Origin of the sequence: Sphingopyxis sp. UBA6723, assembly GCF_002454115.1 — a bacterium.
Classification (GTDB): domain Bacteria; phylum Pseudomonadota; class Alphaproteobacteria; order Sphingomonadales; family Sphingomonadaceae; genus Sphingopyxis.
In genome coordinates this window covers 354,513-377,156 of sequence record NZ_DKIH01000013.1, presented here as the reverse complement: position 1 = coordinate 377,156, position 22,644 = coordinate 354,513, and the positions used below count along the sequence as shown (strand labels likewise).

The 22,644-nt window shown below is 61.4% G+C and carries 21 protein-coding genes and 2 tRNA genes; 10 read left to right on the top strand and 13 right to left on the bottom strand.

Annotated features, from left to right (window positions below):
• The first annotated feature begins 61 nt into the window (after window positions 1–61).
• Complete coding sequence (locus B4F07_RS15150) at window positions 62–1,042, top strand: NAD(P)H-dependent flavin oxidoreductase (RefSeq protein WP_293700695.1); 981 nt, start codon at window positions 62–64, stop codon at window positions 1,040–1,042.
• Window positions 1,043–1,101: 59 nt separating this feature from the next.
• On the opposite strand, the gene B4F07_RS15145 is transcribed toward B4F07_RS15150, so the two are convergent.
• Window positions 1,102–1,192, bottom strand: a tRNA-Ser gene (locus B4F07_RS15145).
• A 73-nt stretch (window positions 1,193–1,265) separates the two neighbouring features.
• On the opposite strand from B4F07_RS15145, the gene B4F07_RS15140 reads away from it, so the two are divergent.
• Together B4F07_RS15140 and B4F07_RS15135 are read left to right on the top strand one after the other, a co-directional pair.
• The gene (locus B4F07_RS15140) at window positions 1,266–2,186 is read left to right on the top strand and encodes a peptidylprolyl isomerase (protein WP_293700693.1); all 921 of its coding nucleotides are present in this window, start codon (window positions 1,266–1,268) and stop codon (window positions 2,184–2,186) included.
• 122 nt (window positions 2,187–2,308) lie between these two features.
• A complete protein-coding gene (locus tag B4F07_RS15135) occupies window positions 2,309–2,623 on the top strand; it encodes a DUF1905 domain-containing protein (RefSeq protein WP_293700692.1) in 315 nt (104 codons plus the stop codon).
• Here the strand turns inward: B4F07_RS15135 and B4F07_RS15130 are convergent.
• Window positions 2,613–2,753 (bottom strand): hypothetical protein, encoded by a 141-nt coding sequence (locus tag B4F07_RS15130; protein ID WP_293704877.1) that lies wholly within the window; start codon window positions 2,751–2,753, stop codon window positions 2,613–2,615. The genes B4F07_RS15135 and B4F07_RS15130 overlap by 11 nt on opposite strands.
• Before the next feature lie 106 nt (window positions 2,754–2,859).
• Between B4F07_RS15130 and B4F07_RS15125 the strand changes: the two genes are divergently transcribed.
• A tRNA-Thr gene (locus B4F07_RS15125) sits at window positions 2,860–2,934 on the top strand.
• Window positions 2,935–3,053: 119 nt separating this feature from the next.
• Window positions 3,054–3,719, top strand: a complete 666-nt coding sequence (locus B4F07_RS15120) for a hypothetical protein (protein WP_293700689.1) — start codon at window positions 3,054–3,056, stop codon at window positions 3,717–3,719.
• Here B4F07_RS15120 and B4F07_RS15115 read toward each other — a convergent pair.
• Window positions 3,694–5,670 (bottom strand): hypothetical protein, encoded by a 1,977-nt coding sequence (locus B4F07_RS15115; protein WP_293704875.1) that lies wholly within the window; start codon window positions 5,668–5,670, stop codon window positions 3,694–3,696. The genes B4F07_RS15120 and B4F07_RS15115 overlap by 26 nt on opposite strands.
• 1,187 nt (window positions 5,671–6,857) lie before the next feature.
• Between B4F07_RS15115 and B4F07_RS15110 the strand changes: the two genes are divergently transcribed.
• Window positions 6,858–8,078 carry a hypothetical protein gene (locus B4F07_RS15110; RefSeq protein WP_293700686.1) on the top strand — a complete coding sequence of 407 codons (1,221 nt, stop codon included), beginning with the start codon at window positions 6,858–6,860 and terminating at the stop codon, window positions 8,076–8,078.
• A gap of 190 nt (window positions 8,079–8,268) precedes the next feature.
• Here B4F07_RS15110 and B4F07_RS15105 read toward each other — a convergent pair whose 3' ends face one another.
• Window positions 8,269–9,309: an acyltransferase family protein gene (locus B4F07_RS15105; RefSeq protein ID WP_293700684.1), complete on the bottom strand. Its 1,041-nt coding sequence runs from the start codon at window positions 9,307–9,309 to the stop codon at window positions 8,269–8,271.
• Between the two features lie 400 nt (window positions 9,310–9,709).
• Between B4F07_RS15105 and B4F07_RS15100 the strand changes: the two genes are divergently transcribed.
• The gene (locus tag B4F07_RS15100) at window positions 9,710–9,877 is read left to right on the top strand and encodes a hypothetical protein (RefSeq protein ID WP_293700682.1); all 168 of its coding nucleotides are present in this window, start codon (window positions 9,710–9,712) and stop codon (window positions 9,875–9,877) included.
• A gap of 22 nt (window positions 9,878–9,899) precedes the next feature.
• On the opposite strand, the gene B4F07_RS15095 is transcribed toward B4F07_RS15100, so the two are convergent.
• A complete protein-coding gene (locus B4F07_RS15095) occupies window positions 9,900–10,778 on the bottom strand; it encodes a LysR substrate-binding domain-containing protein (RefSeq protein ID WP_293700680.1) in 879 nt (292 codons plus the stop codon).
• 154 nt (window positions 10,779–10,932) lie between these two features.
• On the opposite strand from B4F07_RS15095, the gene B4F07_RS15090 reads away from it, so the two are divergent.
• Complete coding sequence (locus B4F07_RS15090; RefSeq protein ID WP_293700678.1) at window positions 10,933–13,260, top strand: CDC48 family AAA ATPase; 2,328 nt, start codon at window positions 10,933–10,935, stop codon at window positions 13,258–13,260.
• Here the strand turns inward: B4F07_RS15090 and B4F07_RS15085 are convergent.
• Entirely contained in the window at window positions 13,257–14,567 is a 1,311-nt protein-coding gene (locus B4F07_RS15085) for an MFS transporter (protein ID WP_293700676.1), read from the bottom strand. The two genes, B4F07_RS15090 and B4F07_RS15085, sit on opposite strands and share 4 nt — an antisense overlap.
• 152 nt (window positions 14,568–14,719) lie before the next feature.
• Here B4F07_RS15085 and B4F07_RS15080 point away from each other — a divergent pair, with 152 nt between their 5' ends.
• Window positions 14,720–15,358 (top strand): class I SAM-dependent methyltransferase, encoded by a 639-nt coding sequence (locus tag B4F07_RS15080; protein WP_293700674.1) that lies wholly within the window; start codon window positions 14,720–14,722, stop codon window positions 15,356–15,358.
• Here the strand turns inward: B4F07_RS15080 and B4F07_RS15075 are convergent.
• Window positions 15,355–16,551 carry a phospholipase D-like domain-containing protein gene (locus B4F07_RS15075; protein WP_293700672.1) on the bottom strand — a complete coding sequence of 399 codons (1,197 nt, stop codon included), beginning with the start codon at window positions 16,549–16,551 and terminating at the stop codon, window positions 15,355–15,357. The two genes, B4F07_RS15080 and B4F07_RS15075, sit on opposite strands and share 4 nt — an antisense overlap.
• A gap of 140 nt (window positions 16,552–16,691) precedes the next feature.
• On the opposite strand from B4F07_RS15075, the gene rpoZ reads away from it, so the two are divergent.
• Window positions 16,692–17,036 (top strand): DNA-directed RNA polymerase subunit omega, encoded by a 345-nt coding sequence (gene rpoZ, locus B4F07_RS15070; RefSeq protein ID WP_088443692.1) that lies wholly within the window; start codon window positions 16,692–16,694, stop codon window positions 17,034–17,036.
• 52 nt (window positions 17,037–17,088) lie between these two features.
• On the opposite strand, the gene B4F07_RS15065 is transcribed toward rpoZ, so the two are convergent.
• The 6 genes from B4F07_RS15065 to B4F07_RS15040 all read right to left on the bottom strand — a co-directional run bounded on the left by B4F07_RS15065 (window position 17,089) and on the right by B4F07_RS15040 (window position 22,601).
• The gene (locus B4F07_RS15065; protein ID WP_293700668.1) at window positions 17,089–17,694 is read right to left on the bottom strand and encodes a DUF3800 domain-containing protein; all 606 of its coding nucleotides are present in this window, start codon (window positions 17,692–17,694) and stop codon (window positions 17,089–17,091) included.
• Between the two features lie 22 nt (window positions 17,695–17,716).
• Window positions 17,717–18,202 carry a hypothetical protein gene (locus tag B4F07_RS15060; RefSeq protein ID WP_293700666.1) on the bottom strand — a complete coding sequence of 162 codons (486 nt, stop codon included), beginning with the start codon at window positions 18,200–18,202 and terminating at the stop codon, window positions 17,717–17,719.
• Between the two features lie 33 nt (window positions 18,203–18,235).
• On the bottom strand, window positions 18,236–18,544 hold the full coding sequence (locus B4F07_RS15055) for a hypothetical protein (protein ID WP_293704873.1): 309 nt from the start codon (window positions 18,542–18,544) through the stop codon (window positions 18,236–18,238).
• Window positions 18,545–18,670: 126 nt separating this feature from the next.
• Window positions 18,671–20,617 (bottom strand): ATP-dependent zinc metalloprotease FtsH, encoded by a 1,947-nt coding sequence (gene ftsH, locus B4F07_RS15050; protein WP_293700663.1) that lies wholly within the window; start codon window positions 20,615–20,617, stop codon window positions 18,671–18,673.
• Between the two features lie 81 nt (window positions 20,618–20,698).
• Complete coding sequence (gene tilS / locus B4F07_RS15045; protein ID WP_293700661.1) at window positions 20,699–21,703, bottom strand: tRNA lysidine(34) synthetase TilS; 1,005 nt, start codon at window positions 21,701–21,703, stop codon at window positions 20,699–20,701.
• Window positions 21,657–22,601 (bottom strand): tetratricopeptide repeat protein, encoded by a 945-nt coding sequence (locus B4F07_RS15040; RefSeq protein ID WP_414711700.1) that lies wholly within the window; start codon window positions 22,599–22,601, stop codon window positions 21,657–21,659. Before B4F07_RS15040 ends, tilS begins: the two co-directional genes overlap by 47 nt.
• Window positions 22,602–22,644 lie beyond the last annotated feature (43 nt).

Here is a 22,644-nt window from a genome sequence, read left to right as displayed (position 1 = left end):
TTCCGGCACGGCGACGACGTAGCGTCAAATTGCTGCGACCGATCATGGGGAGGGACGAACGATGGCTTTCAAGACACGCATTACCGACATGCTGGGGATCGAACATCCGATTGTGCAGGGTGGGATGCAGAGCGTCGGCTATGCCGAACTGGCAAGCGCAGTTTCTAACGCGGGCGGGCTTGGCATCATCACGGCGCTGACCCAACCAACCCCCGCGGCGCTCAGCGCCGAGATCGAACGCTGCCGCGCAATGACCGACAAGCCGTTCGGCGTGAACATGACCGTTTTCCCGACGATCAACGCCCCCGATTACAAGGCCTATGCGCAGGCGATCATCGACGGTGGGGTCAAGATTGTCGAGACCGCGGGAACGCCCGCAGTGCGCGAAATCTGGGAGATGCTCAAGCCGCATGGTATCGCGATCCTGCATAAATGCACCGCGGTGCGCCACGCTTTGTCGGCGGAGCGCGCGGGCTGTGACATCATTTCGATCGATGGTTTCGAATGCGCGGGGCATCCGGGCGAGGATGATATTCCTGGCCTGATCCTGATTCCCGCCGCCGCCGACAAAGTGAAGATCCCGATGCTCGCGTCGGGTGGCTTCGGCGATGGACGCGGGCTGGTTGCCGCGCTGGCGCTGGGAGCCGAGGGGATCAACATGGGCACACGCTTCTGCGCGACGGTTGAAGCGCCGATCCACGACAATGTGAAGCAGGCCTATATCGACAATGACGAGCGCGGCAGCTTCCTCATCTTCCGCAGCCTCAAGAACACGGCGCGTGTTGGCAAGAGCGCGGTGAGCGAAGAGGTTGTGCGCCGCCTCGCGCAGCCCGACGCGACCTTTGCCGATGTCGCCGAACTGGTGAATGGCCAAGCGGGGCGCGAATTGCTGCAAACCGGCGATTTGTCCAAAGGCGTGTTTTGGGCCGGGATGGTACAGGGGCTGATCCACGACATCCCGACCTGTCAGCAACTGATCGAGCGCATCATTGCCGAGGCCGACGCGATCGTCGATCAGCGACTGGCATCGATGCGGCGATAGCGCGGCGATCCTGGACAATTCCGGACAGCCTGCGGGCGCATGGTTTTGAGTGGGGTCAATGGCGGAGCGGGAGGGATTCGAACCCTCGATGGGCTTTTGACCCATACTCACTTTCCAGGCGAGCGCCTTCGACCACTCGGCCACCGCTCCGCATGCTTGGAACGCGCGCCCTAGTCGCTGGGCAGGGCTTTCGCAAGTCGGTTGAGCATGGCACACAGGCGGGATGAAACATCTGCTTCTCGCGGCTGCTGTCGCTTCGCTCGCCTTTCCGGTTACCGCGCAGGAGCCTGCGCCCATCCCGTCACCGGGCGAGATCGCGGCCGCGGCGCCCGCGAGCGACTGGACCGCGATTGCCCCATCGGACCTGCTCGTGATGGACCTCGCACCCGACGCCCGGGGTAAGGCGCGCCGCGTCGTGATTCAGCTGATGCCCGCGCCGTTCAGCCAAGGGTGGATCGGCAATATCCGCAAGCTCTCCGCCGCGCATTGGTGGGATGGGACGAGCATCAACCGGGTGCAGGACAATTATGTCGTGCAATGGGGCGATGCGACCGAGAAGAAGGCGATGCCGGAAGGGTTGGTGATGGTGCCTGAGAACGCGTATCTCTCGCAGCGCCAGCGCGGCAGAACAACTTGGCTGCCGTTTACCAATGGCGCATATGCGCCTCATCACGGCGTTGTGGCAGGATGGCCGGTCGCGTGGAATGTCGATGCGGCGTGGCCAGTCCACTGCTACGGGATGGTCGGCGTGGGCCGCAACCTGTCGCCCGATACCGGCACGGGCGCGGAGCTATATACCGTCATCGGCCACGCTCCGCGCCACCTTGACCGCAATATCGCGCTCGTTGGCCGCGTAATCAGCGGGATCGAACATTTGTCGAGTTTGCCGCGCGGCACTGGTGCGCTGGGCTTCTATGAGACCGAAGCCGAGCGCGTTCCGATCGCCTCGGTCCGTATCGCTACCGAATTACCCGAAGCCAACCAGCCGCGCTTCGAATATCTGTCGACCGAAAGCGACAGCTTCGCGCGCTACGCCGACGCCCGCGCCAACCGCCGTGATCCGTTTTTCATCAAGCCGGCGGGCGGGGCGGACATCTGCAATATCCCGGTGCCAGTGCGCGCGGTCGGTGAAGGTTCAAAATAATATCGTCATGCTGAACTCGTTTCCGCATCCGTGACCTGAGGCCTCCGGCGTCGCAGCGTCAGCATAAGGAACGGGGCATGGACGCTGAAACAAGTTGAGGGTGATGAGAAAGAGGGAGCAGCTTGGAAAATTTCACCGTCACGACCCCGCTCTGGCGCTGGCAGTCAGCGACCGCCCCTGCTGCGTGGTTCTTCGTCACAATAGCTGGCGACGCCGCTGATGGCATCCGCGTAGCAGCGATCACGGGTCAGTGGCTGAACGGACGCAAGGGGTTCGGATCGGCGCGGGTGGATGCGACGATTGGCGAGACAAGCTGGCAGACATCGGTGTTTCCGCACAAGGAAAGCGGCGGCTGGTTACTGCCGGTCAAGGCCGCGGTGCGCAAAGCCGAGGGATTGGTCGAGGGTGACGAAGTGACGGTGACCGTCAGTCTTTAGCCGGGGCTTCGGCCTTCGCGTCGCGCGCTTGCGCCTTGCGCTTACGCAGATTGTCGCGCAGCGCCTCGGCCAGGCGGCGTTCGCGTTCAATGTCGGCGGGGGAGGGTGGTTTGCTCACGCCCACGGCCATGCCCGCGAAATTGCCCCATCGTCAAGCCTCGCACCTTGACAGGCGCAGGGCGCCCCGCCATAGGCCGCGCCTGCCCAGCAAACACGCGTTTGCGGGTGTTTCGGTTGCTGCTGTAGCTCAGTGGTAGAGCGCGTCATTGGTAATGACGAGGTCGGGAGTTCAATCCTCCCCAGCAGCACCATTGCAACCCCCGGAAACCCTAGTTTTCCGACCTTTTTGACCTTCCACTGTACCACAAAGTTGTTACACGGAAGGCATGGTTCCCATGTGCGAATTGAGCAAGCGCAAGGGTTCGAACAAGTGGTATTTCGCAAGCGGTGGCCAACCGATGTTGCGGGAATCCTCGGCGAAGAGTTCGTGAAATCCACCCGTGAGGAGGACAAGCGCGCCGCCGAAGCACGGCTGCCGGTCCTCACGGCAGAATATCACAGCCGGATCGATGCGGCGCGGACGATTGATGAATATGAGGCCGACAAGGTGGCAGGGTGGAGCGTGGCGACCAAAAGAGCCTGCGAGCCAGTCGCGCGGTTGCTGCGCGATGTGTTTGGCGACCGCGATATCGGGGGCATCTCGCGAGACGCCGCCAAGGAACTGCGGAAGCTGTTAGAGCGCCTTCCGGTGAACTTAGGGCGCCAGAAGGCGCTGGAGGATCTGACTATCCCGCAAGCGGTCGCGAAGGCGCAGAAGCTCGGCCTGCCCACAATCCAGCCGAAGACTGTGAACAGCAAATACATCGTCACCATCGCCGCTGTGTTCAAATGGGCGCGGCAAGAGCAGTGGATCGCCTCAACGCCGTTATGGTCCACGATCCGGTCGCTCCAGAGGACAAGCGGGACCGCTTCGAAGTGGACCAGCTCACAACGATATTCAGCTCAGGGCCGTGGCAGTCTCCGTGGGCGGACGAGGGGCGCAAGGCGGGGGCTTTTGCTACCGTCTCGCATCACGGCACGTTCGCCAGTGCGGTAAATGCTGCCTTCGCCCCGATGTATCGGAACACGACAGTGCCATCAGTGTAATCGGTGGTGGTGCTTGTGCCGTTCGGCCCCGTACCCGAACCCGATGTCGTCCCCGGCGTCTTGACGTAATAGGCCTTTGTACCGGTGTCAGAGATGACCACCTGGCCCTTGACCGCAAAGGCCGTGGACGTTGCGAACGGCACCCCAAGCGCAACCCCTGCATTGCTGAGCCATGCCATCGGCTGCCCTGATGTCGGCGTGTTGTCCCAAGCAATTTGCCCCGGTGACCAGAAACCATGCGTCCCAGCGGTAGCAGGGTTGGCGGTTGCTGTGCGCTGGCCCTCAAGCCCGCCGAACAGCGTGTCGCGGATCAATGGACCGGAAAGCGCCGTAACCCCGGCAGCATCCTCAAACGCGAGATATGCCTTGAAGCCAAAGCCATTCAGCACCGCAGGCGCTGTCCCTGAGCCGACGCCGAAGAACAGCCATTTGCAATCATCGCTGACGGTAACGCGGACCCGCCCCGCCCCGTCGCCGCTGGTCGAATAGCAGCCGCCATAAAGCGCGGTGAAAGTCGCCCCACCGAACTTGATATTGCGCTCGATAGCGTAGGCGTCGGTATGCGTTGCGCTGAGCAGGATCAAATTGGCATCATACCCGGCGAAGGTCCAGCGCCCGTCGTTCCCCGGCAGCGTGTCGGCGATAAACTCGAAATCCTTGCACCGACTGGTATCGATGTAAGTCCCGATGATGCCGTTGTTGATCTGGACGCCGTAAATGTTGGTCTGATAGCGATTGGAGAGCGTGGTTTCGCGCAGATCGGTCGCACTCGTCCCCTCACGCATGATGAACGGTGCGACAGTCCTCGCGGCATCCGTCCCGCCACCCGAATAGAGCAAATCACGCAGCGGACCAGAATGCCATTCGCGTTCGCAGCTATGTTCAGGCCCGGTTACCCGGTTGCCATAGGCCCCCGCAACCTGACGGCAGATCGCCTTGCCATTGCCCGCCCCGATGTCACCGATAACGCTGGCGTCGAAATCAATATGAATGCCGTAGATCGCGTTGGCATCGCCGTTGACTTCGCCGCGAACGTGCAGGATCGGCCCCTGCCAACCCTCAACGCGGCAATCGCGGTAATGGTCATATCCGCCGCAGCCCTCGTACCAGACGGGGATGCACTCGGTTATGTTCGGATGCGTGGTGCTGTCGCAGCCCTCGTAGGAACGGCCATAGACGCGATTGTTGTTCGACCCCGGCGAGCCGCCAGTGCCGACACAGCTATAGGTGCCCATCACTGCCGCCGCAGTCTCGGCCACGCTATCGCTGCCGTTCGAGCAGGAGCCGCCCAGCCAGACATTTTCGTTGATATACGACCCCGCCCCAACGCAGCAGCGAACCTCGCCATAGCGGTTGTCCACCATGACACCACCGATGAAGGTGTTGCGCTCGAAGCCCCGGCCTTCCGACCAGTATTGATGGCCCACAGGAAAGCGGCGGGCGTCACTGAGATAGATCGTCGAATAGCGGATGTTCATGTACACGACACCGCCGACCATCGTGTTAGGCGCGCCGACCCATGACAGGGTGGAGCGCAGCACGTTCGGCGGGCGGATGCTGGTGCCGTCGATCCACGCCCCGGCGCTGCCAAGCACAAAGCCGGGTGTGGCGTTGATCGACAGGTTAAGGTTGCCAAGGTCGATGTCGGGCATACGCTGCCCGCCGATGTCATTGGAGGGATCGTAATTGAGCGTTGCCGACGAATAGGCGCGGATAGGCCTGTTGCAGCGCGCTGTCAGCCGGTTCGTCTTGGCATATGTAAGCCACGCTTGTATCTCAGCCTTCTGATCGATGCGCGTCCCGGCGTCCAGATAGTTCGGATCATCAACCACGCCGAAAGTCTCTGGGTAGCAGGCAGCGGCAAGAACGCTGCCCAAAGTCGTGTCGCCAAGTCCAATCATCTCACCACCAGTGGGCGAGCGGAGACGATCGATCGATCGCGCCAGCGCTGGTAAGCTCTGCGGCGTCTCGCCTTTGTCAGCGCCAGCCTTTGCAGACGAGTCCCATATCGCCAAGGACCCTGCCGCTACCAGCAGCCCCCGCCGACCAATCTTTTCATCGCGAAAGTCCATAATGTCTCCGTCGGGTCAGCCATGCACGGTACTGCTTAGAGGAAGCCTTAAATTATTTGGGCTCATGCCCAGAGCGGAAGAATCGCTGGCGACGGCACCGCAAATATGATGGACGAGACGAACTGACCACCGGGCCGCAGATTTGCGAAGGATCATTGCGGAGCAATAAGGAAGTTCGCTGCCGTCGCGCATCAATAAATAGCCCCCATGGCGTTCCACCGAATGAGCCATGGTGCGGCCGGTGCGAATCAGTACGCTTGGCGCACAGTGAAGCATGGCCATCATAGCAACCAACCGTCCAGCCCCCGTCGGCTCGTCCCCGCTCAGTGATATATATATCGACGAGAGCAGCCAAACTAAGAACCGCTTTCTCGTGATGGGCGGGATCGATATTGAGACGATGAACGTCGAGGCCGCTTTAGCTTGCCTGGCGCATGCTCGGCTGCCGTCAACAACGGGAACATGTTGCGACCTTGCAGTGCTTCGCAAAACTGCTACATAACCGCCCACAATTGAAGGTCAGCAAATGGCGGAAAACGGCGGTTTTTTTTGGGGTTGCTGGACGAGTTCAATCCTCCCCAGCAGCACCACGAGACACTTGCTTGGTTCCCAAAAATTTCGCCATGTTGGACCAGCCACATTTGCCAATTAATGGTTCTATCGGCGAACGAAATCCAGCGCGATCAAAGTTTAGTTCTAGGTCGACGCTGATCGCATTGCTTCGTCAGTGACCCGAGTTCGGGTGATTATGGTCGGGTATCCAATTGAGCTGGCCAGCTTGAACGTCCGTATGACAGCGCTAAATGCCAATAGCGCGTCCGATCGTCTCGAAGTCATTTGCAATCGCCTTGGGAGATTTGGTAGCCGCGGAGGTACCGACTTGGCAAAGGCTGCTGCAGAGTGAGTTTCTCTTCCGAAAGCAGCGAATTACTAGCTTGTGGTCGGAACAGGTTTGGTCAAGCGGGAGGGGTGGGCGCCTTTCCTAAGCGGTATCTATCGCTTCAAGGGAGATCAATATGCCCGAAGAACCGGCGCAGAATTACGATTCGTTCAGCCACACATGGACGGCAACTCAGACATTTGCGACTGACATCTTCGTTGCAACGGCCCGGATCGGGCGCGACGGTGGCAACCTCAGGCTTGGACTAAACGCCGTCAGGCCAGAGGCAACCGGCGCTACAAACGTCGGGATTGGTGATGGTGTCCTCTCCGGTCTAACGACAGGCTTTCGTAACGTCGTGGTCGGATCTAACTCGGGGCAGTCGATAACGACTGGCTATTTTAATGTGCTTGCCGGATATGCTGGAGTGAATTTGACCTCGGCCTCCTACAATGTGTTCCTCGGTGCGGACTGTGGAAATGCGACGACATCTACTTCAGGAAATGTGGGGATAGGCCTTAATACTATGTTGGCCGCGACGGGTTGTTCGAACTGTGTCGCGTTGGGCAGTTCGGCGTTGAGAAATGCCGAAGGGTTATCGGGCATTGTGGCGATCGGTATCGGTGCGTGCCAGAGCCTTACTACCGGCGTTGGCACTATTGGTGTTGGCCACAACGCGGCTGCCGCGACGACCACTGGCCAACTAAATTCGGCATTCGGTGCGGAAGCACTCGTCGCTAATATCGCTGGCAGCCACAACAGCGCATTTGCCAACTATGCGCTCGATGCCAATGAGGGCAGTCGTAACTCGGGTTTCGGCTTCGCGACCGGTTATCGCCAGAAAGCTGGCAACGATAATCTGTTCGCCGGTTTTACTGCGGGACGCGGGGAAGATATCGAGGATGGCGTAGCTACCTACTACGATGTTAATCGAACCACGGCGATAGGCGCGGAAGCTATGCGGCTCGGCATCAAGACTGGCGCGGATGATAATACTGCCTTGGGCTATCGGGCCGGCTACAATGTTACGACTGGTACAGCCAACTCTTTGGTCGGCAGCGGCGCTGGCAGCGACTTGACGACCGGCGAGCGGAACATTGTCGTGGGTCTCAACAAGCAGGTCGACAGTGCAACGGGCAGCGATCAGATTAATGTTGGCGACCGCTATTTCCACGACCGTATCCATTTGTTGGAACGGAGTGCAGATCCGACCGCGCCCGCCGAGGGGAATTGTGTGGTTTGGATGAGTGATGGCAATGGCAAGGGTGCCGATGGCGACGTGCTGATTGCCAGTACTGCAGACGGGGTGACGAGATGGGCGACTCTGTTTTCTCACCATGCGGGGGAAGAGTGGTAGGCCGCGGGAAGCGGACGCGCTTTGCACGTTCATAATCATTCTAACGAGCGTATTTTGGGCCCGGTGACTGAGGGAACTTGGGACTGTCATGATTTCCGCGCGCGGGCGGGTATAATGGGTAATAAGAAGTCTCATCATGTCCCGACGCAAGGAGCCGACGATCCTGGCGGGTGGAAATCAGGGGGTCACGTTACTGGACCTCAATATATTTGGCACGCATTCGCAAAAAACGCATTTCGATCTGTCGATAGCTAATCGATGACATGAACAGCGTCGAAGCCAAGCAGGGGATCAAAAGCGCCATCCGTGCTGATGTTCCGAGATCGAGCGCCTCCATCCCCCTGAACCAGACCCGCAGAACGAAAAAATGCAGAAGATACAATGAATAAGATACTGTTCCGACCCAAGCGATCGCTGACCAGAGCCAAGTTTCCTTGATACGCCAGTCTGATTTCAGAATCCATATCATCAATCCTGCAAACCCTAAGCCTTCGACCGTCCAGCGTATGAAATTGTTGGAGAAATAGGCGTGCTCCCCGGCAAGGAAGCGGGCATGTCCACCACCCGCATTGAACAGTTCAAGATAAGCGATAAAGAATATGAATAATGATATGCCTGCCCGCCGCGGGATCCTACTCCAGTACAAAAATACGAGCGCGCCGATAAGAAACTGATCTATGCGGCCAATTATCGTGTAATAGCTTAAAATTGGATCTTGTAGCAACGGCACTGTAGTTCGCAGGATGATCATAGCGATCATAAACCCCAATAGAAAAATTGGGCTGCGATAAGCGAGCCAAAGGAGCGCAGGTAGTATGAGGTAAAAGTGAAGCTCGACAGCGATCGACCAAGCTCCGCCGGCCCATGTCGGCTGCACAACCCCAACGATGAAATCGCGGGGCGTGTATGGAATGGCGCCCAGATAGCCCGCAGCGATCCACATGGACTGAGTAATCAAAAGCAGAGGGAATATCCGCTTCATCCTGTTCAAGGCAAAAATGTCCCAGCGCACATTCTTGCGATAGGTAATTTTAAAAAAAAGGAAGCCGCTCAGGACCATGAATAAGGACACTCCGATGTGTCCCTCTTCGAAGATTGCCAAGCCGGGCCAATAGACTTCCTGCGCCGGCATCCGCTCAGAATGTAGATAATGCCACATAAACACCGTCAGCGCGGCAAAAGCCCGCAAGACGTCAAGATCGGGTATATATGCCGAGTTTTTGGTTTCCATACCCAACAACGCGGAGTCTGATCGAAAGTCGCATTGCATTCTTTAATATATTCTGAGGCTGTATGATGATCGCTCATGGGACGCGAGGAATGCGCTGCGTCTGCAGCGGCCTGCGAGCGGAGTCGGCGATAGTTTTCAGGGCAGAATTCCTGCCATGCCTGAGAACTCCATATGATGCTGATAATCGTGCCGTGCCGATCACCAGCTAGCACCTGATTCGGCGCTTACTATTCATTCCAGCCGCTTAGCGGTGTTCCCAATGGCCTCTGCTGTTTCCGGGCGCGTCGCACGTGACGGACAGAGTTCGGCATTTCTCCTTGTGGTAACGCAACCTTTATGCGTGGCTACCGTAAGATAGAGCGGCGGAATTATTGTCCACTACGGAGTCAATGACATCGAGATGAGATTATGGGTCGCTTACGGCCTGATCGCCCTGATGCTGGCGGCTGCGGTCGCCGGTATCGCTTATGTTCGCTATAACCGCCACGACCGCAAATATCTTCGTCAACGCGAGCGCGAAGATCAACGGCACCGTGACCGCGTGGAAGCCGCAGATACATCAGAATAAGCCGCCGCGACGTTCCGCGGCGCTAAATTTTCGCTGCGAGCAACCAGTCGTGGAACAGCTTTACCGCGGGCTGCCTCAGCGCACGTGGGCGGCACACGAACCAATAGCTATAAGGACTATCGACGTCGAAATCGAACAGACGCACCAAGCGCGGGTCGTGCGCGTCGTCGAAATGGTGGCCGTGCATGAAGGCGACGCCGATGCCTTGCGCGGCAGCCTCGAGCATCAGCGGTCCCGAATCAAAATAATCGATCCCGGCAGGTTCGAGATACGGCATGCCGATCGCCTTTTTCCACTCGCTGAACGTCTCGGGCATTTCGCGGTGGAGGAGTACAGTCATGCGCTGGAGTTGCTCAGGTACGACGAAGGCCCGGTCGCCATCGGTCAGCGTCCGCGCGGCGATTGGAAACACCTTGTCCTGATCGAGCCGCGCGGCGTAAAGCGCCGGATCGATTGAACGCGCGAGCGCAATCGCGGCATCGATGCCGTCGCCAAGCCGCGCTTCGGCATGCGACATCGTGTCGATATCGATATGCAGTTCGGGATGCTCGCGGCGCAGTTCGGGAAGGCGGGGGAACAGCCGCTGCTGGGCGAACAGCGGCAGGACGTTGAGGTGCAGGCGCAGCGATGCGTCGGGGCTGCCGACCTGGCCGATCACCGTGCGCAATTCGTCGAGGATCGGCGCCAACTGGCCTTGCAACGTGCGCCCCGCCTCGGTCAGGCTGAGTCCATGATGATGGCGGTTGAACAGCGGGCGGCCGACGGCATGTTCGAGCGTCTGGATCCGCCGCGACAGCGCGGGCATCGACAGCCCGAGCTCGATCGCGGCCGCCTTGACGGTACCGTAGCGGGCGACCTCCAAGAAGGCCTCCATGCTGCTGAGGGGAGGAAGGCGAGGCATATTCGGTGTCGATGATGACATGCCGCCGCGCGACTCGCCACAGTTTTGTGCAGTGCGGCATAGGGCGGTCTGGGGCCAACCGACGGGCGGGGGTCGCAAATCGGGAACGACAACCCTATCTTCGGCATATTGAGCTTTTTGAGGGAGACGCGCCTTGGCCGATGCAGCGGTAAAAGAAAAACAGGTGAAACTGCAGGTGGCGAATTCGCGCGCCGAGGAAAGCGGAGGCGGGATTGCGCGCATTCCGCGCTCGGCAATGGCCGAACTCGGCGTCACCGAGGGGGATATCATCCAGATCAGTGGCAAGCGGCAAACTGCGTCGCGCGTGGTGCTTCCTTACGCCGAGGATGAGGGGCTGGAGGTGATCCGTCTCGACGGCCTGCAGCGCGCCAGTGCGGGCGCGGGTGCGGGCGATATGGTAATGTTGAGCCGGGTTGAGACGCGCCCGGCAACGCGCGTGGTATTCGCGCCGGCGCAGGAAAATCTGCGGCTGCAGGGATCAGCGAACGCACTGAAACGCAGCTTCTTCGGGCGCCCTGTCGTCGCGGGCGACACCGTCGCGACCGCGGGGCAGCAGCGGCTGCCGTCGGGCGATATGCCGCCGCAGTTGCGCCAGATGCTCAACGCGCCGGCCTATGCGCTGGCTGAGGTGCGCCTGCTCGTCGTGTCGGCGGCGCCCAAGGGCGTGGTGTTTATCGACGAAAACACCGAAATCGAATTGCTGCCCGAATATCAGGAGCCGCACGACGCGCGCCGCACCGATGTGACCTATGACGATCTTGGCGGACTAGGCGAGACGATCGATCAGCTGCGTGAGATGGTCGAGTTGCCGCTACGCTATCCCGAATTGTTCCGTCGTTTAGGAGTGGATCCGCCGCGCGGGGTGCTGCTGCATGGCCCGCCGGGTACCGGCAAGACACGATTGGCGCGCGCGGTCGCCAATGAGAGCGAAGCGCAATTTTTTCTGATCAACGGCCCCGAGATCATGGGGTCGGCCTATGGCGAGTCCGAAAAGCGGCTGCGCGACATTTTCGAGCAGGCCGCCAAGGCCTCGCCGTCGATCCTGTTCATCGACGAAATCGATTCGATCGCACCCAAGCGCGGGCAGGTGACCGGCGAGGCCGAGAAGCGCCTTGTCGCCCAGCTGTTGACGCTGATGGACGGGCTCGAGCCGCGCACCAATCTCGTGATCATCGCCGCCACCAACCGCCCCGACGCCATCGACGAAGCGCTGCGCCGTCCGGGCCGGTTCGACCGCGAAATCATCATCGGCGTTCCCGACGAAGGCGGACGTCGTGAGATATTGGGCATCCATACCCGCGGCATGCCGTTGGCCGAGGATGTCGACCTCGCCGAACTGGCGCGCACGACCTTTGGCTTTGTCGGCGCGGATATGGCGGCATTGACCCGCGAGGCGGCGATCGAGGCGGTGCGGCGGATCATGCCCAAACTCGATCTGGCCGAGGGGACGATCCCGCCCGAGGTGCTGGAGGAATTGCGCGTAACGCGCGACGATTTCAGCAATGCGCTGAAACGCGTGCAGCCATCGGCAATGCGCGAAGTGATGGTACAGGCGCCGACGACACGGTGGAGCGACATTGGCGGGCTCGACGCGGCGCGTGAGAAGCTGATCGAAGGGATCGAACTGCCACTGAAGCATCCAGAGGCGTTCCGGCGCCTAGGTATCCGCGCCGCCAAAGGGTTTTTGCTCTATGGCCCGCCGGGCACCGGAAAAACGCTGTTGGCAAAGGCCGCAGCGCGCGAATCGGATGCCAATTTCATCTCGATCAAATCGTCGGACCTGCTGTCGAAATGGTATGGCGAGAGCGAGCAACAGATTGCCCGGCTGTTCGCCCGCGCGCGCGCCGTGGCGCCGACGATCATCTTTATCGACGAACTCGACAGCCTGGTGCCCGCGCGCGGCAGCGGCACGTCGGGCGAACCGCAGGTGACCGAACGGGTGGTCAACACGATCCTGGCTGAAATGGACGGGATCGAGGAGATGCAGTCGGTGGTCGTCATCGGTGCAACCAACCGCCCGAACCTGATCGACCCCGCGCTGCTGCGCCCGGGACGGCTCGACGAACTGATCTATGTGTCGGTGCCCGACAAGGAAGGGCGCCGCCGGATCTTGGAAATCCAGACCGGCAAGATGCCGCTCGCGGATGATGTCGATCTGGCGGTGTTGGCGGAGAAATCGGACCGCTTCACCGGCGCCGATCTGGAAGATCTGACCCGCCGCGCGGGTCTAGCCGCGCTCAAACGATCGATCAACAGCGACACGGTGACAATGGCCGATTTCGAAGCTGCGCTGAAAGACACCCGCGCTTCGGTCACCGAAGCGATGGAAAAGGATTATGAAAAGATCCAGGGTGAGATCAAGCAGCAGGCGATGAGCGTCAATCCGATCGGCTTTTTCGCGCCCGGCATGCTCAAGCCGGTGCGCGAACAGAAGCATGGCGACGACGCGGTAAAGGATTAGGCGGTGGGCTGGTCCAGCCGCAGCGCGGACCAGCCCCACAGCACCAGCCAGCCGCAAAATCCCGCCATCAGGCCGTAAGCGACCATCGGATGCCAGTTGTAGAGCAGCACGCCGATCGCTGGGGACACGATATAGGCCGATCCGTTGATCGACGCGGTCATCCCCGCGACGCTGCCCTGATCGCGGCGCGGCACCGATAGCGAAGCGCCGGCGGTAAAGCCCGGGCGAAACAGCCCGAAACCCAACGAGGCGAGCGCAAAGCCGATCACGATACCGTGCAGGTCTTGCGCAACCCCGGTGATGATCAACCCGGCCGCGCCGAGCGCCGCGCCGATCAGCACCGCGGTGCGCGCCGACAGCTTGAGCAACGGGATCAGCCCCCATTGCGATAACAAGGTTGCGAAGGCGCCGGCCATCAGCACGATGCCGGTCATCGCGGCGCCTTCGTCGGGGCGGGCGCGAAGCTCGAGGCGGTCGAGGATCAGGAAACCGATGACGCCCAGCATCATCGCCTGCGCCTGCCCCCCGTAGAGCCCGGCGAGCATCCAGGGCCGAACGCGCTTGTCAGTCCAGCGCAGCGGGGTCGCCGGGGGAGTATCGCGATCCTCAACGTCTTGGTCGCTGTCTTCACTCGCCGAGGCCGTCGATCCCGCGGCGGTCGGATAGTCTGCAATCGCGCCGCGTGCGGCAAACCGCGGGACATCGTCGGGCAACCGCCAACGCAGCATGATCAGCACGATCAACCCGATCAGTGCGAAAACCAGCAAAGGTCCGGATAACCCAACAAAAGGCAGGATGAACAGGGGCGCGATCGCCGGGCCGATGACTGTTCCCAGCCCGAACGACGAAGACACGAGCGACAGCGCCTGCGTGCGCTCCTCAGGGTCGGTGCGCGACGCAACATAGGCTTGGACCGCCGGAGGTGCCGCCGATCCGAATCCGCCGTACAAGCTGCGAAACAGCGCGAATATCACGAACGTCGTTCCCGCGGCGAGATAGCCCGCCAGCCCGGCCCACAGCGCTAGTCCGCACAGCGCCATCGACAGCATAAACCCGATCACGCCGAGCGCCATCAAGGCTTTGCGCCCGCGTTTATCCGACTGGCGCGCCCAATAAGGTGCCGTCATCACCCATAGTAGCGCCGACCAGCTGAACGCCAAGCTGACCCAGACATCCGGGATGTCGAGCTTGGCGCCGATCGCGGGGAGGATCGACTGCATCGCGGTGTTGCCTGCCGCGGCGACCAGCATGACCGCGAAGAGAACGGCCATGCGATCGGCAGGGATCGAGCGCGATAATGTCGCCATGCCGGAAATCCCCCTTCGCCGTCCAACGTCCGCAATCGGGCCTTTCCCTACACGCGAGCGTCCCGCTGTCCAGAGTCAAGACAGACTCTTTCCTTGCGCCAACGCGCCGTTTTTGCCACGCCAGCGGCAACCGCAACAACGCGAAAGCCAACATGACCAATCCGCGGGCGCAGGCCCAAGAAAAGAAAGCTCCGCTGGGCCGCCGGGTCCGCGAGAGCATCAAGCGCTTTTTCGGACCGTGGGGCATGTTTGTCCGTGGCTTTATCAAGCATCCGGTCATGGTCGGGTCGATCGTGCCCTCGTCGCCGACGCTGATCCGTCATATGCTGAAGCCCGTCGACTGGCAGAACACCAAGCTGTTCGTCGAATATGGACCGGGGGTTGGCACCTTTTGTCGCCCGGTGCTGGAACGCATGGCGGGCGATGCGACGCTGATCGCGATCGACACCAATGAAGATTTTATCGATTATCTGCGCAAGGACATCCGCGACAGCCGCTTTATCGCGGTTCATGGCTCTGCGTCCGAAGTTGAAGCGATCATTGCAGCGCACGGCTTTGAGAAAGCCGACTATGTCCTGTCGGGTCTGCCCTTCTCGACACTGCCCGCTGGGGTGGGCCCGGCGATTGCGGCGGCAACGCATCGCGTCCTGCGCCCCGGCGGCGCGTTCCTTGTCTATCAGTTTCGCGCTCGCGCGCGCGATTTCCTCGTGCCGCACTTCGCCCGCATCGATAATGCATTCGAATGGGTCAATGTACCGCCCTGCTTCCTGTTCTGGGGCTGGAAGGACTAAACTTCCAGATCGGGATCGGTTTCGCCGAGACCGAAATTGAGGCGGCGTGACACGGTGTAGTCCGCGGCGCCCACGACAAACCACGCCAGCGTCCAGCGCAGCCGCGTCAGCCATCCGGCGCGCGCCTTGTGCTTTGCGGCGGTGATGTCGTCGCAATTCGCCTGCTGCGCCGCGATGAAGCCGCGCATCTGCTCGGCAAAACCGGGATCGGCGACGCGCAGCATCACTTCGACATTCACGAACAGGCTGCGCATGTCGAAATTGGCGGTGCCGATATAGACGACGTCGTCGATGACGATCAGCTTCATGTGCAGCTTGCACGGCCGATATTCCCAGATATGTCCGCCTTTACGCAGTAGATAGCCATAGAGCAGGCGCGAGGCGCCGATGGTTGCCGCATTGTCCGACTTCGCCGCCATGATGAAGCGCGCACGGCCGTGTCGCGCGACGCGGCCAAGGCGCCGCAGCATGCCTTGGCCCGGCGAGAAATAGGCCATCGCCATGTCGAGCTGGCGCGCACCAACCAGATCGGTGCGCACCGCCTGCACCCATGGCGACAGTCGCTGGGTCGGACCGCCGACGAGCCAAGTCACTGGCCCCGCCTCTACGGGCCATTCACGGATCAGCCGGCGGAGCATGAACAGCTTGCCGTCGTTGTTCACGGTGTAATCGTGGATTTCCTCGAACCACGCGACCATGCGCGCCACCGACGGCCCGCGCACGATTATGCCCAGGTCGAACCAGCAACTGTCCGGCTGCGTGGCCAGATAGGGGGTAGCGATGTTGAACCCGCCGGTCACTGCCACATCGTCGTCGATCAACAGCAATTTCTGGTGGTTGCGGATCAAATAGCTCGATCGCCAACGCCGCGAGAAAAAGGTCACACTGCCGCCCGCTTCACGCAACGGCACAAATATGCTGTCCGAAATATCCGACGACCCGAAACTGTCGATCACCGCGCGCACCCGCACCCCGCGCCGCGCGGCTGCGGTCATGGCATCGAGGACGCGCGTCCCGGCGGCATCATGCTCGAAGATATACATGATAATGTCGATGCTGCGGATCGCGCCAGCGAGCAGGGCAAGAATGCGTTCAAGCCGCTGATCGCCGTCGACGACGACCTCCAGCCGGTGATCGGCGACGTCAGCGGTCAGCGTATCGGGATCGCTGGCAGGGCTGAGTGCATCAGTCATCGCCCGCTCATAGGCGGGGCGATACAAGCGCCGCAAGGGCAGTGCTTCGATTGACACGGACGGGCCTTGCTGCTAGCGCGCAGCGCTTGCCGCCACGCCTTCAAAAAGGGCTGGTCTCTCCGATATTCTAAGGAAACAACATGGCCCGCGTTACCGTCGAGGATTGCGTCGACAAGATTCCCAACCGTTTCGACCTGGTCCTGCTCTCTGCGCACCGCGCGCGCGAGATTTCGGGTGGTTCGGAGCTGACCATCGACCGCGACCGCGACAAGAACCCCGTCGTGGCGCTGCGCGAAATCGCCGAACAGACCGTGCGTCCGAAGGATCTGAAAGAAACGCTGATCACAACGCTGCAGAAGGTCGTTATCGACGATGACGATACGCCTGATGAAATCAGCTCGATCAGCCGCTCGGCCGAAGCCCTCCGCCTGACCGCCGCCGCGCCGCCGCGCAGCCCCGCGGGCGGTGGCAGCGACTTCGAATAAGCGCTGCGACATGTGAACGAAGGGGCCGCGGGAAACTGCGGCCCTTTTTGTGTCAGCCGACGCGCGTCAATTCGACCACGCGGATCGCTTTCGATGCCAGCATGGGTTCGATTATCTTATGGATGCGGTGCGCTCGGGGTGACCCGACGGCGATATTGAACAGGCTGTTGGCGATGACGTCGGCGATCTGCACGCCGTCGCTGCGGTGGCTGTCAGCAAGCGAGGCGCGGCCCCACGCGCCGAGCCCCGCCTGAATCTCTTCGCGGACTTTGCCGAGAATCGTTGGGTCGTAGCGACCGTCGTCGATTACGACATCGGTGCAGACGCCGCCGGTTTCGGGCAGCCAGCGCCCGACCGCGAGGTTGAGAAGCGCGGCATAGACCGACAGGTCGCTGGGGACGGCGTTGTCCGGCTTTCCGCCGATCGTGTCGCGCTTGGCCACCGCAACCCAGGCACGGCCACCGGCGCGGTCGAACAGTTCCAGCAGATAGGCGCGTTCAACGACGCTGATCCGGCTGCCCTTAAGCTCGCCGCGCAGGCCCGTGACGCTGCGAAACCGCGCATGAATGTCGGCGGCGATCTGCGGCGTCAGCATGACCGCGGCAAAGGTCATCGCACCCGCGTTCAGACCGCCCGATTCATCACAGTAAATCGTCACTGGCTTTGGCGCCGCCGTTGGCTCACTGGACGCGGCCGAAAAAGGCGACTGATCGGCTTTCGCCGGGCGCTATGGCATCGGGCCATGCCCAGCGGACATGCGTGACATCCGAAGCAACGGCGGGACGCGGCGCGGCATCTTCAACGCCCGCTTTCAGATCTCCCAGCGCGCCGAACGTCTTGCCGCCATCGACGGAAACGGCAAATCCCGTCGTGTCACTCGTGCCGTCAAAAACTAAAGCCGTCGGAATGGGATTCATCAGGATCATTTTGGCCGATGGGGCGGCGCCGTTATTCGTGAAAGTGAGCGTCAGACGGATTCGGTCGCCTGGTACGACGACATTGGGCGTGGTGTAGGTCTTGGCGCCCTCGCGGCCATCAACGGCTGGATCCGATTTCTCCAGTTCGGCCTTGCTCGTCAGCACGCCGGTGCCTTGTGCCGCTGCGGGTTGCGTGCCCATCGCCAGGGCGGCAGCCAGCGCCATTATGGTCCACGATTTACGGATCATCACCGTCTCCTTTGTCGATCGCTCCATGGCGGATCAGGCGGGGCAGGGGTAGCGTTTCTTCATCAGGGCATCGAACGCCGTGTTGATGCTGACCCGTTTGCGGATCGGCGCGGGATAGGAGCGGAGATGGGCCAGCCACTGATCGGGGGTCAGGGTTCCGGATTCAGGCGGGCAGCTTGTCGTTTTGCGCCCGGCGCGGCGATCAGCGTCGATACGCGCCTTGTAGCGTTTGCCCGCGGCGATGACCTCGCCTTTCAGCTGATTGCCTTGCGGGGTCGCGAGCGCGAGGGGGCCGAGACGGGCGAGCGAATCGGCGCGCATCAGAAAGGCGGCGACGCTCATGTCACCCGGCGCCATCCCGCAAAGGAACGGCGCCGCGAAAAGGATAGGCAAAATGCGGGCTCGTTTCCCGAAGGTCATGCGCCGCAACTTGCCGTCCGCCAATGAATAGCCCCTGAATCGAACGCGCTAGGCGCCTTGGGGTTTCGGATCGCCGAATGGACCGCGCGGCTTGCGCTTGATCTGCGGCAACGAACCAGCGTGGCCCGACACTGGCGTACCGCGCTTGTCGGCATCGTCCTCGCGGCCGATGTCTTCGCCCTTGATCGCGCGCTTGGCCTCTTCGCCCGACAGCGTCTCATATTCGAGCAGCGCGCCGGCGAGCAGGTGGAGCTCGTCGAGATGATCGGTGAGCACCTTGCGCGCGACATTTTCGCCTTCTTCGACCAGGCGGCGGACCTCGGCGTCGATCAGGCGCGCCGTGTCTTCGGACATATTCTGCGCGCGCGACACGCTGTGACCCAGGAACACTTCGTCCTGATTGTCGCGATAGCGCAACCAGCCGAGCTTGTCCGACATGCCATATTCCATGACCATCGAGCGGGCCATTTCGGTTGCCTGCTGGATGTCGTTCGATGCGCCGGTGTTGAGCTCGTCCTTGCCATAGATCAGCTGTTCGGCGATGCGGCCGCCGAAGCAGAGCGCGAGGCGCGCCTTCATCTGCTTCATGCTCATCGAATAACGGTCGCGTTCGGGCAGGTTCCACGTGACGCCGAGCGCGCGGCCGCGCGGAATGATCGTGACCTTGTGCAGCGGATCGCAGCCATCGACGTGGAGCGAGACGAGCGCGTGACCGGCTTCATGATAGGCGGTCGATTTCTTCTCGTCCTCGGTCATCACCATCGACCGGCGCTCCGCGCCCATCATGACCTTGTCCTTGGCCTCTTCAAACTCGTCGTTGGCGATCAGGCGCTTGCCCTTGCGCGCCGCGAGCAGCGCCGCTTCGTTGCAAAGATTGGCGAGATCGGCGCCAGAGAAACCCGGGGTGCCGCGCGCGACGCGACGCAGGTCGACGTCCGGGGCGAGCGGCTTTTTGCGCGTGTGGACCTCGAGGATCTTCTGGCGGCCCTCGATGTCGGGGCGCGGCACCACGACCTGACGGTCGAAGCGGCCCGGGCGGAGGAGGGCGGGGTCGAGCACGTCGGGGCGGTTCGTCGCCGCGACGATGATGATGCCTTCGTTGGCTTCGAAGCCGTCCATTTCGACGAGCAGCTGGTTCAGCGTCTGTTCCCGCTCGTCATTGCCGTTGCCCAGCCCGGCGCCGCGATGGCGACCGACGGCATCGATTTCGTCGATGAAGACGATGCACGGTGCGTTGCGCTTGGCCTGTTCGAACATATCGCGGACACGGCTGGCGCCGACACCAACGAACATTTCGACAAAGTCCGAACCCGAAATGGTGAAGAAGGGGACGCCCGCTTCACCCGCGATGGCGCGGGCGAGCAGCGTTTTACCGGTACCGGGCGAGCCGACGAGGAGCGCGCCCTTGGGAATCTGGCCGCCGAGACGCGAAAATTTGGTCGGATCGCGCAGAAATTCCACGATTTCTTCGAGCTCTTCGCGTGCTTCGTCGATGCCCGCAACGTCGTCGAAGGTCACCTTACCCTGCTTTTCGGTCAGCATCTTGGCGCGCGATTTGCCAAAACCCATCGCGCCCGAACCATTGTTCTTCTGAACCTGGCGGAACACGAAAAAGGCGATGCCGAGGATCAGGATGAATGGCAGCGACTGGATAAGCATATACATCCAGAAGTTCGGTGCTTCGGTCGCCTTGCCGTCATATTTGACATTATTGTCGTTGAGCATTTTGAGCAGGTCAGGGTCGCGGATGACGTTCGCGGTGAAACGGTCGCCGTTCGACAGCGTGCCGGTGACCTTGTCTTCGGACAGGACGACGTCCTTGACGGCGCCTTCCTCAACCTTTTGACGAAACTCGGAATAGGCCAGCGCGCTGCCTGCGGGCTGCGCGGCACCGCCGAACATCGAGGCGACGAGGAGCATGGCGAGCAAAATGCCGCTCCAGATCATCACACTCTTCATCCAGGGATTGCCCTGCGGTTCCTTGTCGTCCTGCATGCGCATACTTTCCTCATCGGCGCGGCAACGCGCTCCTACGCCCACAAGATAGGATAATCAGGTTAAATGACAATGATGCAATCAGGCCTTTTTGGGTAGTTTCCGGCGCGGCGCAGCAGAAATACGCCAAATCGTCCCTTCAAAGCCGCGAACCGGGTCGATCAGCAGGGCGCCGACCATCGCACGCTTGCCCTTGTGCATTGCGGCGATCACGCCGTCGAGCGAGGCGCCGCGGATTGCCAATTGTGCGGCATTGGCGCGAAGTCGCAGCGCGACGATACGGCGGAACAACTCGGGCGGATAGGATTCGTTGCGGATCACCGCGATGTCAGACGCGTCTGGCCAGGACGCAATCAGCCGCTCGACCGACCAGTCGAGCGCCTCGTCGGCTTCGGCGAGCCAGCCCGCCGACCGCGCGGCGGCGGCGGGATCGAGCACCGTCTGCGATTTTAGCGCCTGACGCAGTCGCGCGCGATCGAAGCGATTGTCGCTGTTCGACGGATCGTCGACAAACGGCAGATCATGCTCCAGCGCCAGTTCGACCAGTTCGGCACGGCGCCAGTGCAGCAGCGGGCGCATGACGATGCCGCTACGCGAGCGAATGGCGGCGAGGCCGCCCACCCCGCTGCTGCGGTTGAGCCGCATGACGATCGTTTCCAGCTGATCGTCGGCATGATGTGCGGTGAGGATGTGGTCGAGCGCATTGGCACCGCGCCACTGGTCGAGCAGATGATAACGCTCGGCGCGCGCCGCGGCCTGCAACGATCCCTTGATCGGCGCCGCGGGGCGCAAGGTCGAATGCGGGATATGTTCGCGGTTGCAGAAGCTGGCGACCATTCGCGCTTCATCGTCCGACCCTTTGCGCAGGCCATGATCGACGGTCGCTGCCCAGACTTGCCCGGGCAACAACGTCGCCATCAGCCAGAGCAGCGCCATGCTGTCGGGACCGCCCGACACCGCGACGCCATAGTGCAGACGGTGCCATTCGGATCCTGCGAGCGCGCGAAGATCGCCCGCCAGCCGGTCGGCACAGTCGCGGTCAGCAACCTGCTTTTGTTTTTGCGGCGGCTGCATCGGTTCGGACATCCTGCGGAGCCTTGTCACCATAGACTTCTTCGAGTTCACGGAATGCCTTGCAGGCATCGGCCTTGCGACCCAGCTTGTCGAGCGCGACCCCCATATACATCAGGCTATGCGGCGCACGGGCGCCGCTGGGTCGGTCCTTGTAATTGTTGTAGAAAGCGACCGCTGCGAGGCTCGGTTTGCCCTCGTCCAGATAGGCGCGGCCGAGAAGGTTCTGGGCAAAGCTGGCCTGACTGCTGTTCGGCCATTTGGTAACGACCTGTTTCAACTGCGCCTGCGCCTCGGGGTAGAGCTTCGCTTCCCACAGCCGATAGCCATAGTCGTAAGCGTCCTTAGTTTCATTGCCGGTTGCCGGAATCTCGACCTTTTTGACTAGCGCTAGGCGCGCCGCGTTGGGCGTTGTCGCGGCTGGTTTGGCAGTGGTCACCGCCGGTTTCTTCGCCGGGGTGGCGGCAACCGTCGATGCCGCTGTTGGCGGCTTTACCGTTGGGGTAGGGGGCAGGCTGGCGGGGGTCGCAGCGGCCGCGGGATCGGCAAAACGCTTGTCCATTTCGGTCTTATAAGCGGCGAACTGTTTTTCAAGTTCGCGGAGCTGAAAAGCGTTCTGCTCGGTCTGACCAGTCAGCGCCTGGAGCTGGCTTTCCAGCGCATCGACGCGCGCGGTCAGGTCGATCACCGGTGCATTGCTGCGCGCGCGTTCCCCGGGCGTATTGTCGGGCGCGATTTCACCTTCAAAGAAGGTCGGGCTGCCGCCGGGGAAGACCGAGCGCTGGACCGCCCGCATTTCCTTTTCGAGCCGTTCGACCCGCTTGTCGATAGCACCTTCTTGCGCCGGCGCGGGCATGGTGGCCGCGAGCGCAAATGTCGTAGCCCCGAGGAAAGTGATCTGACGCATTCTCATCTGCCGTTAGGCCCCCACCAATTAACCATTGTGTCGTTCATAA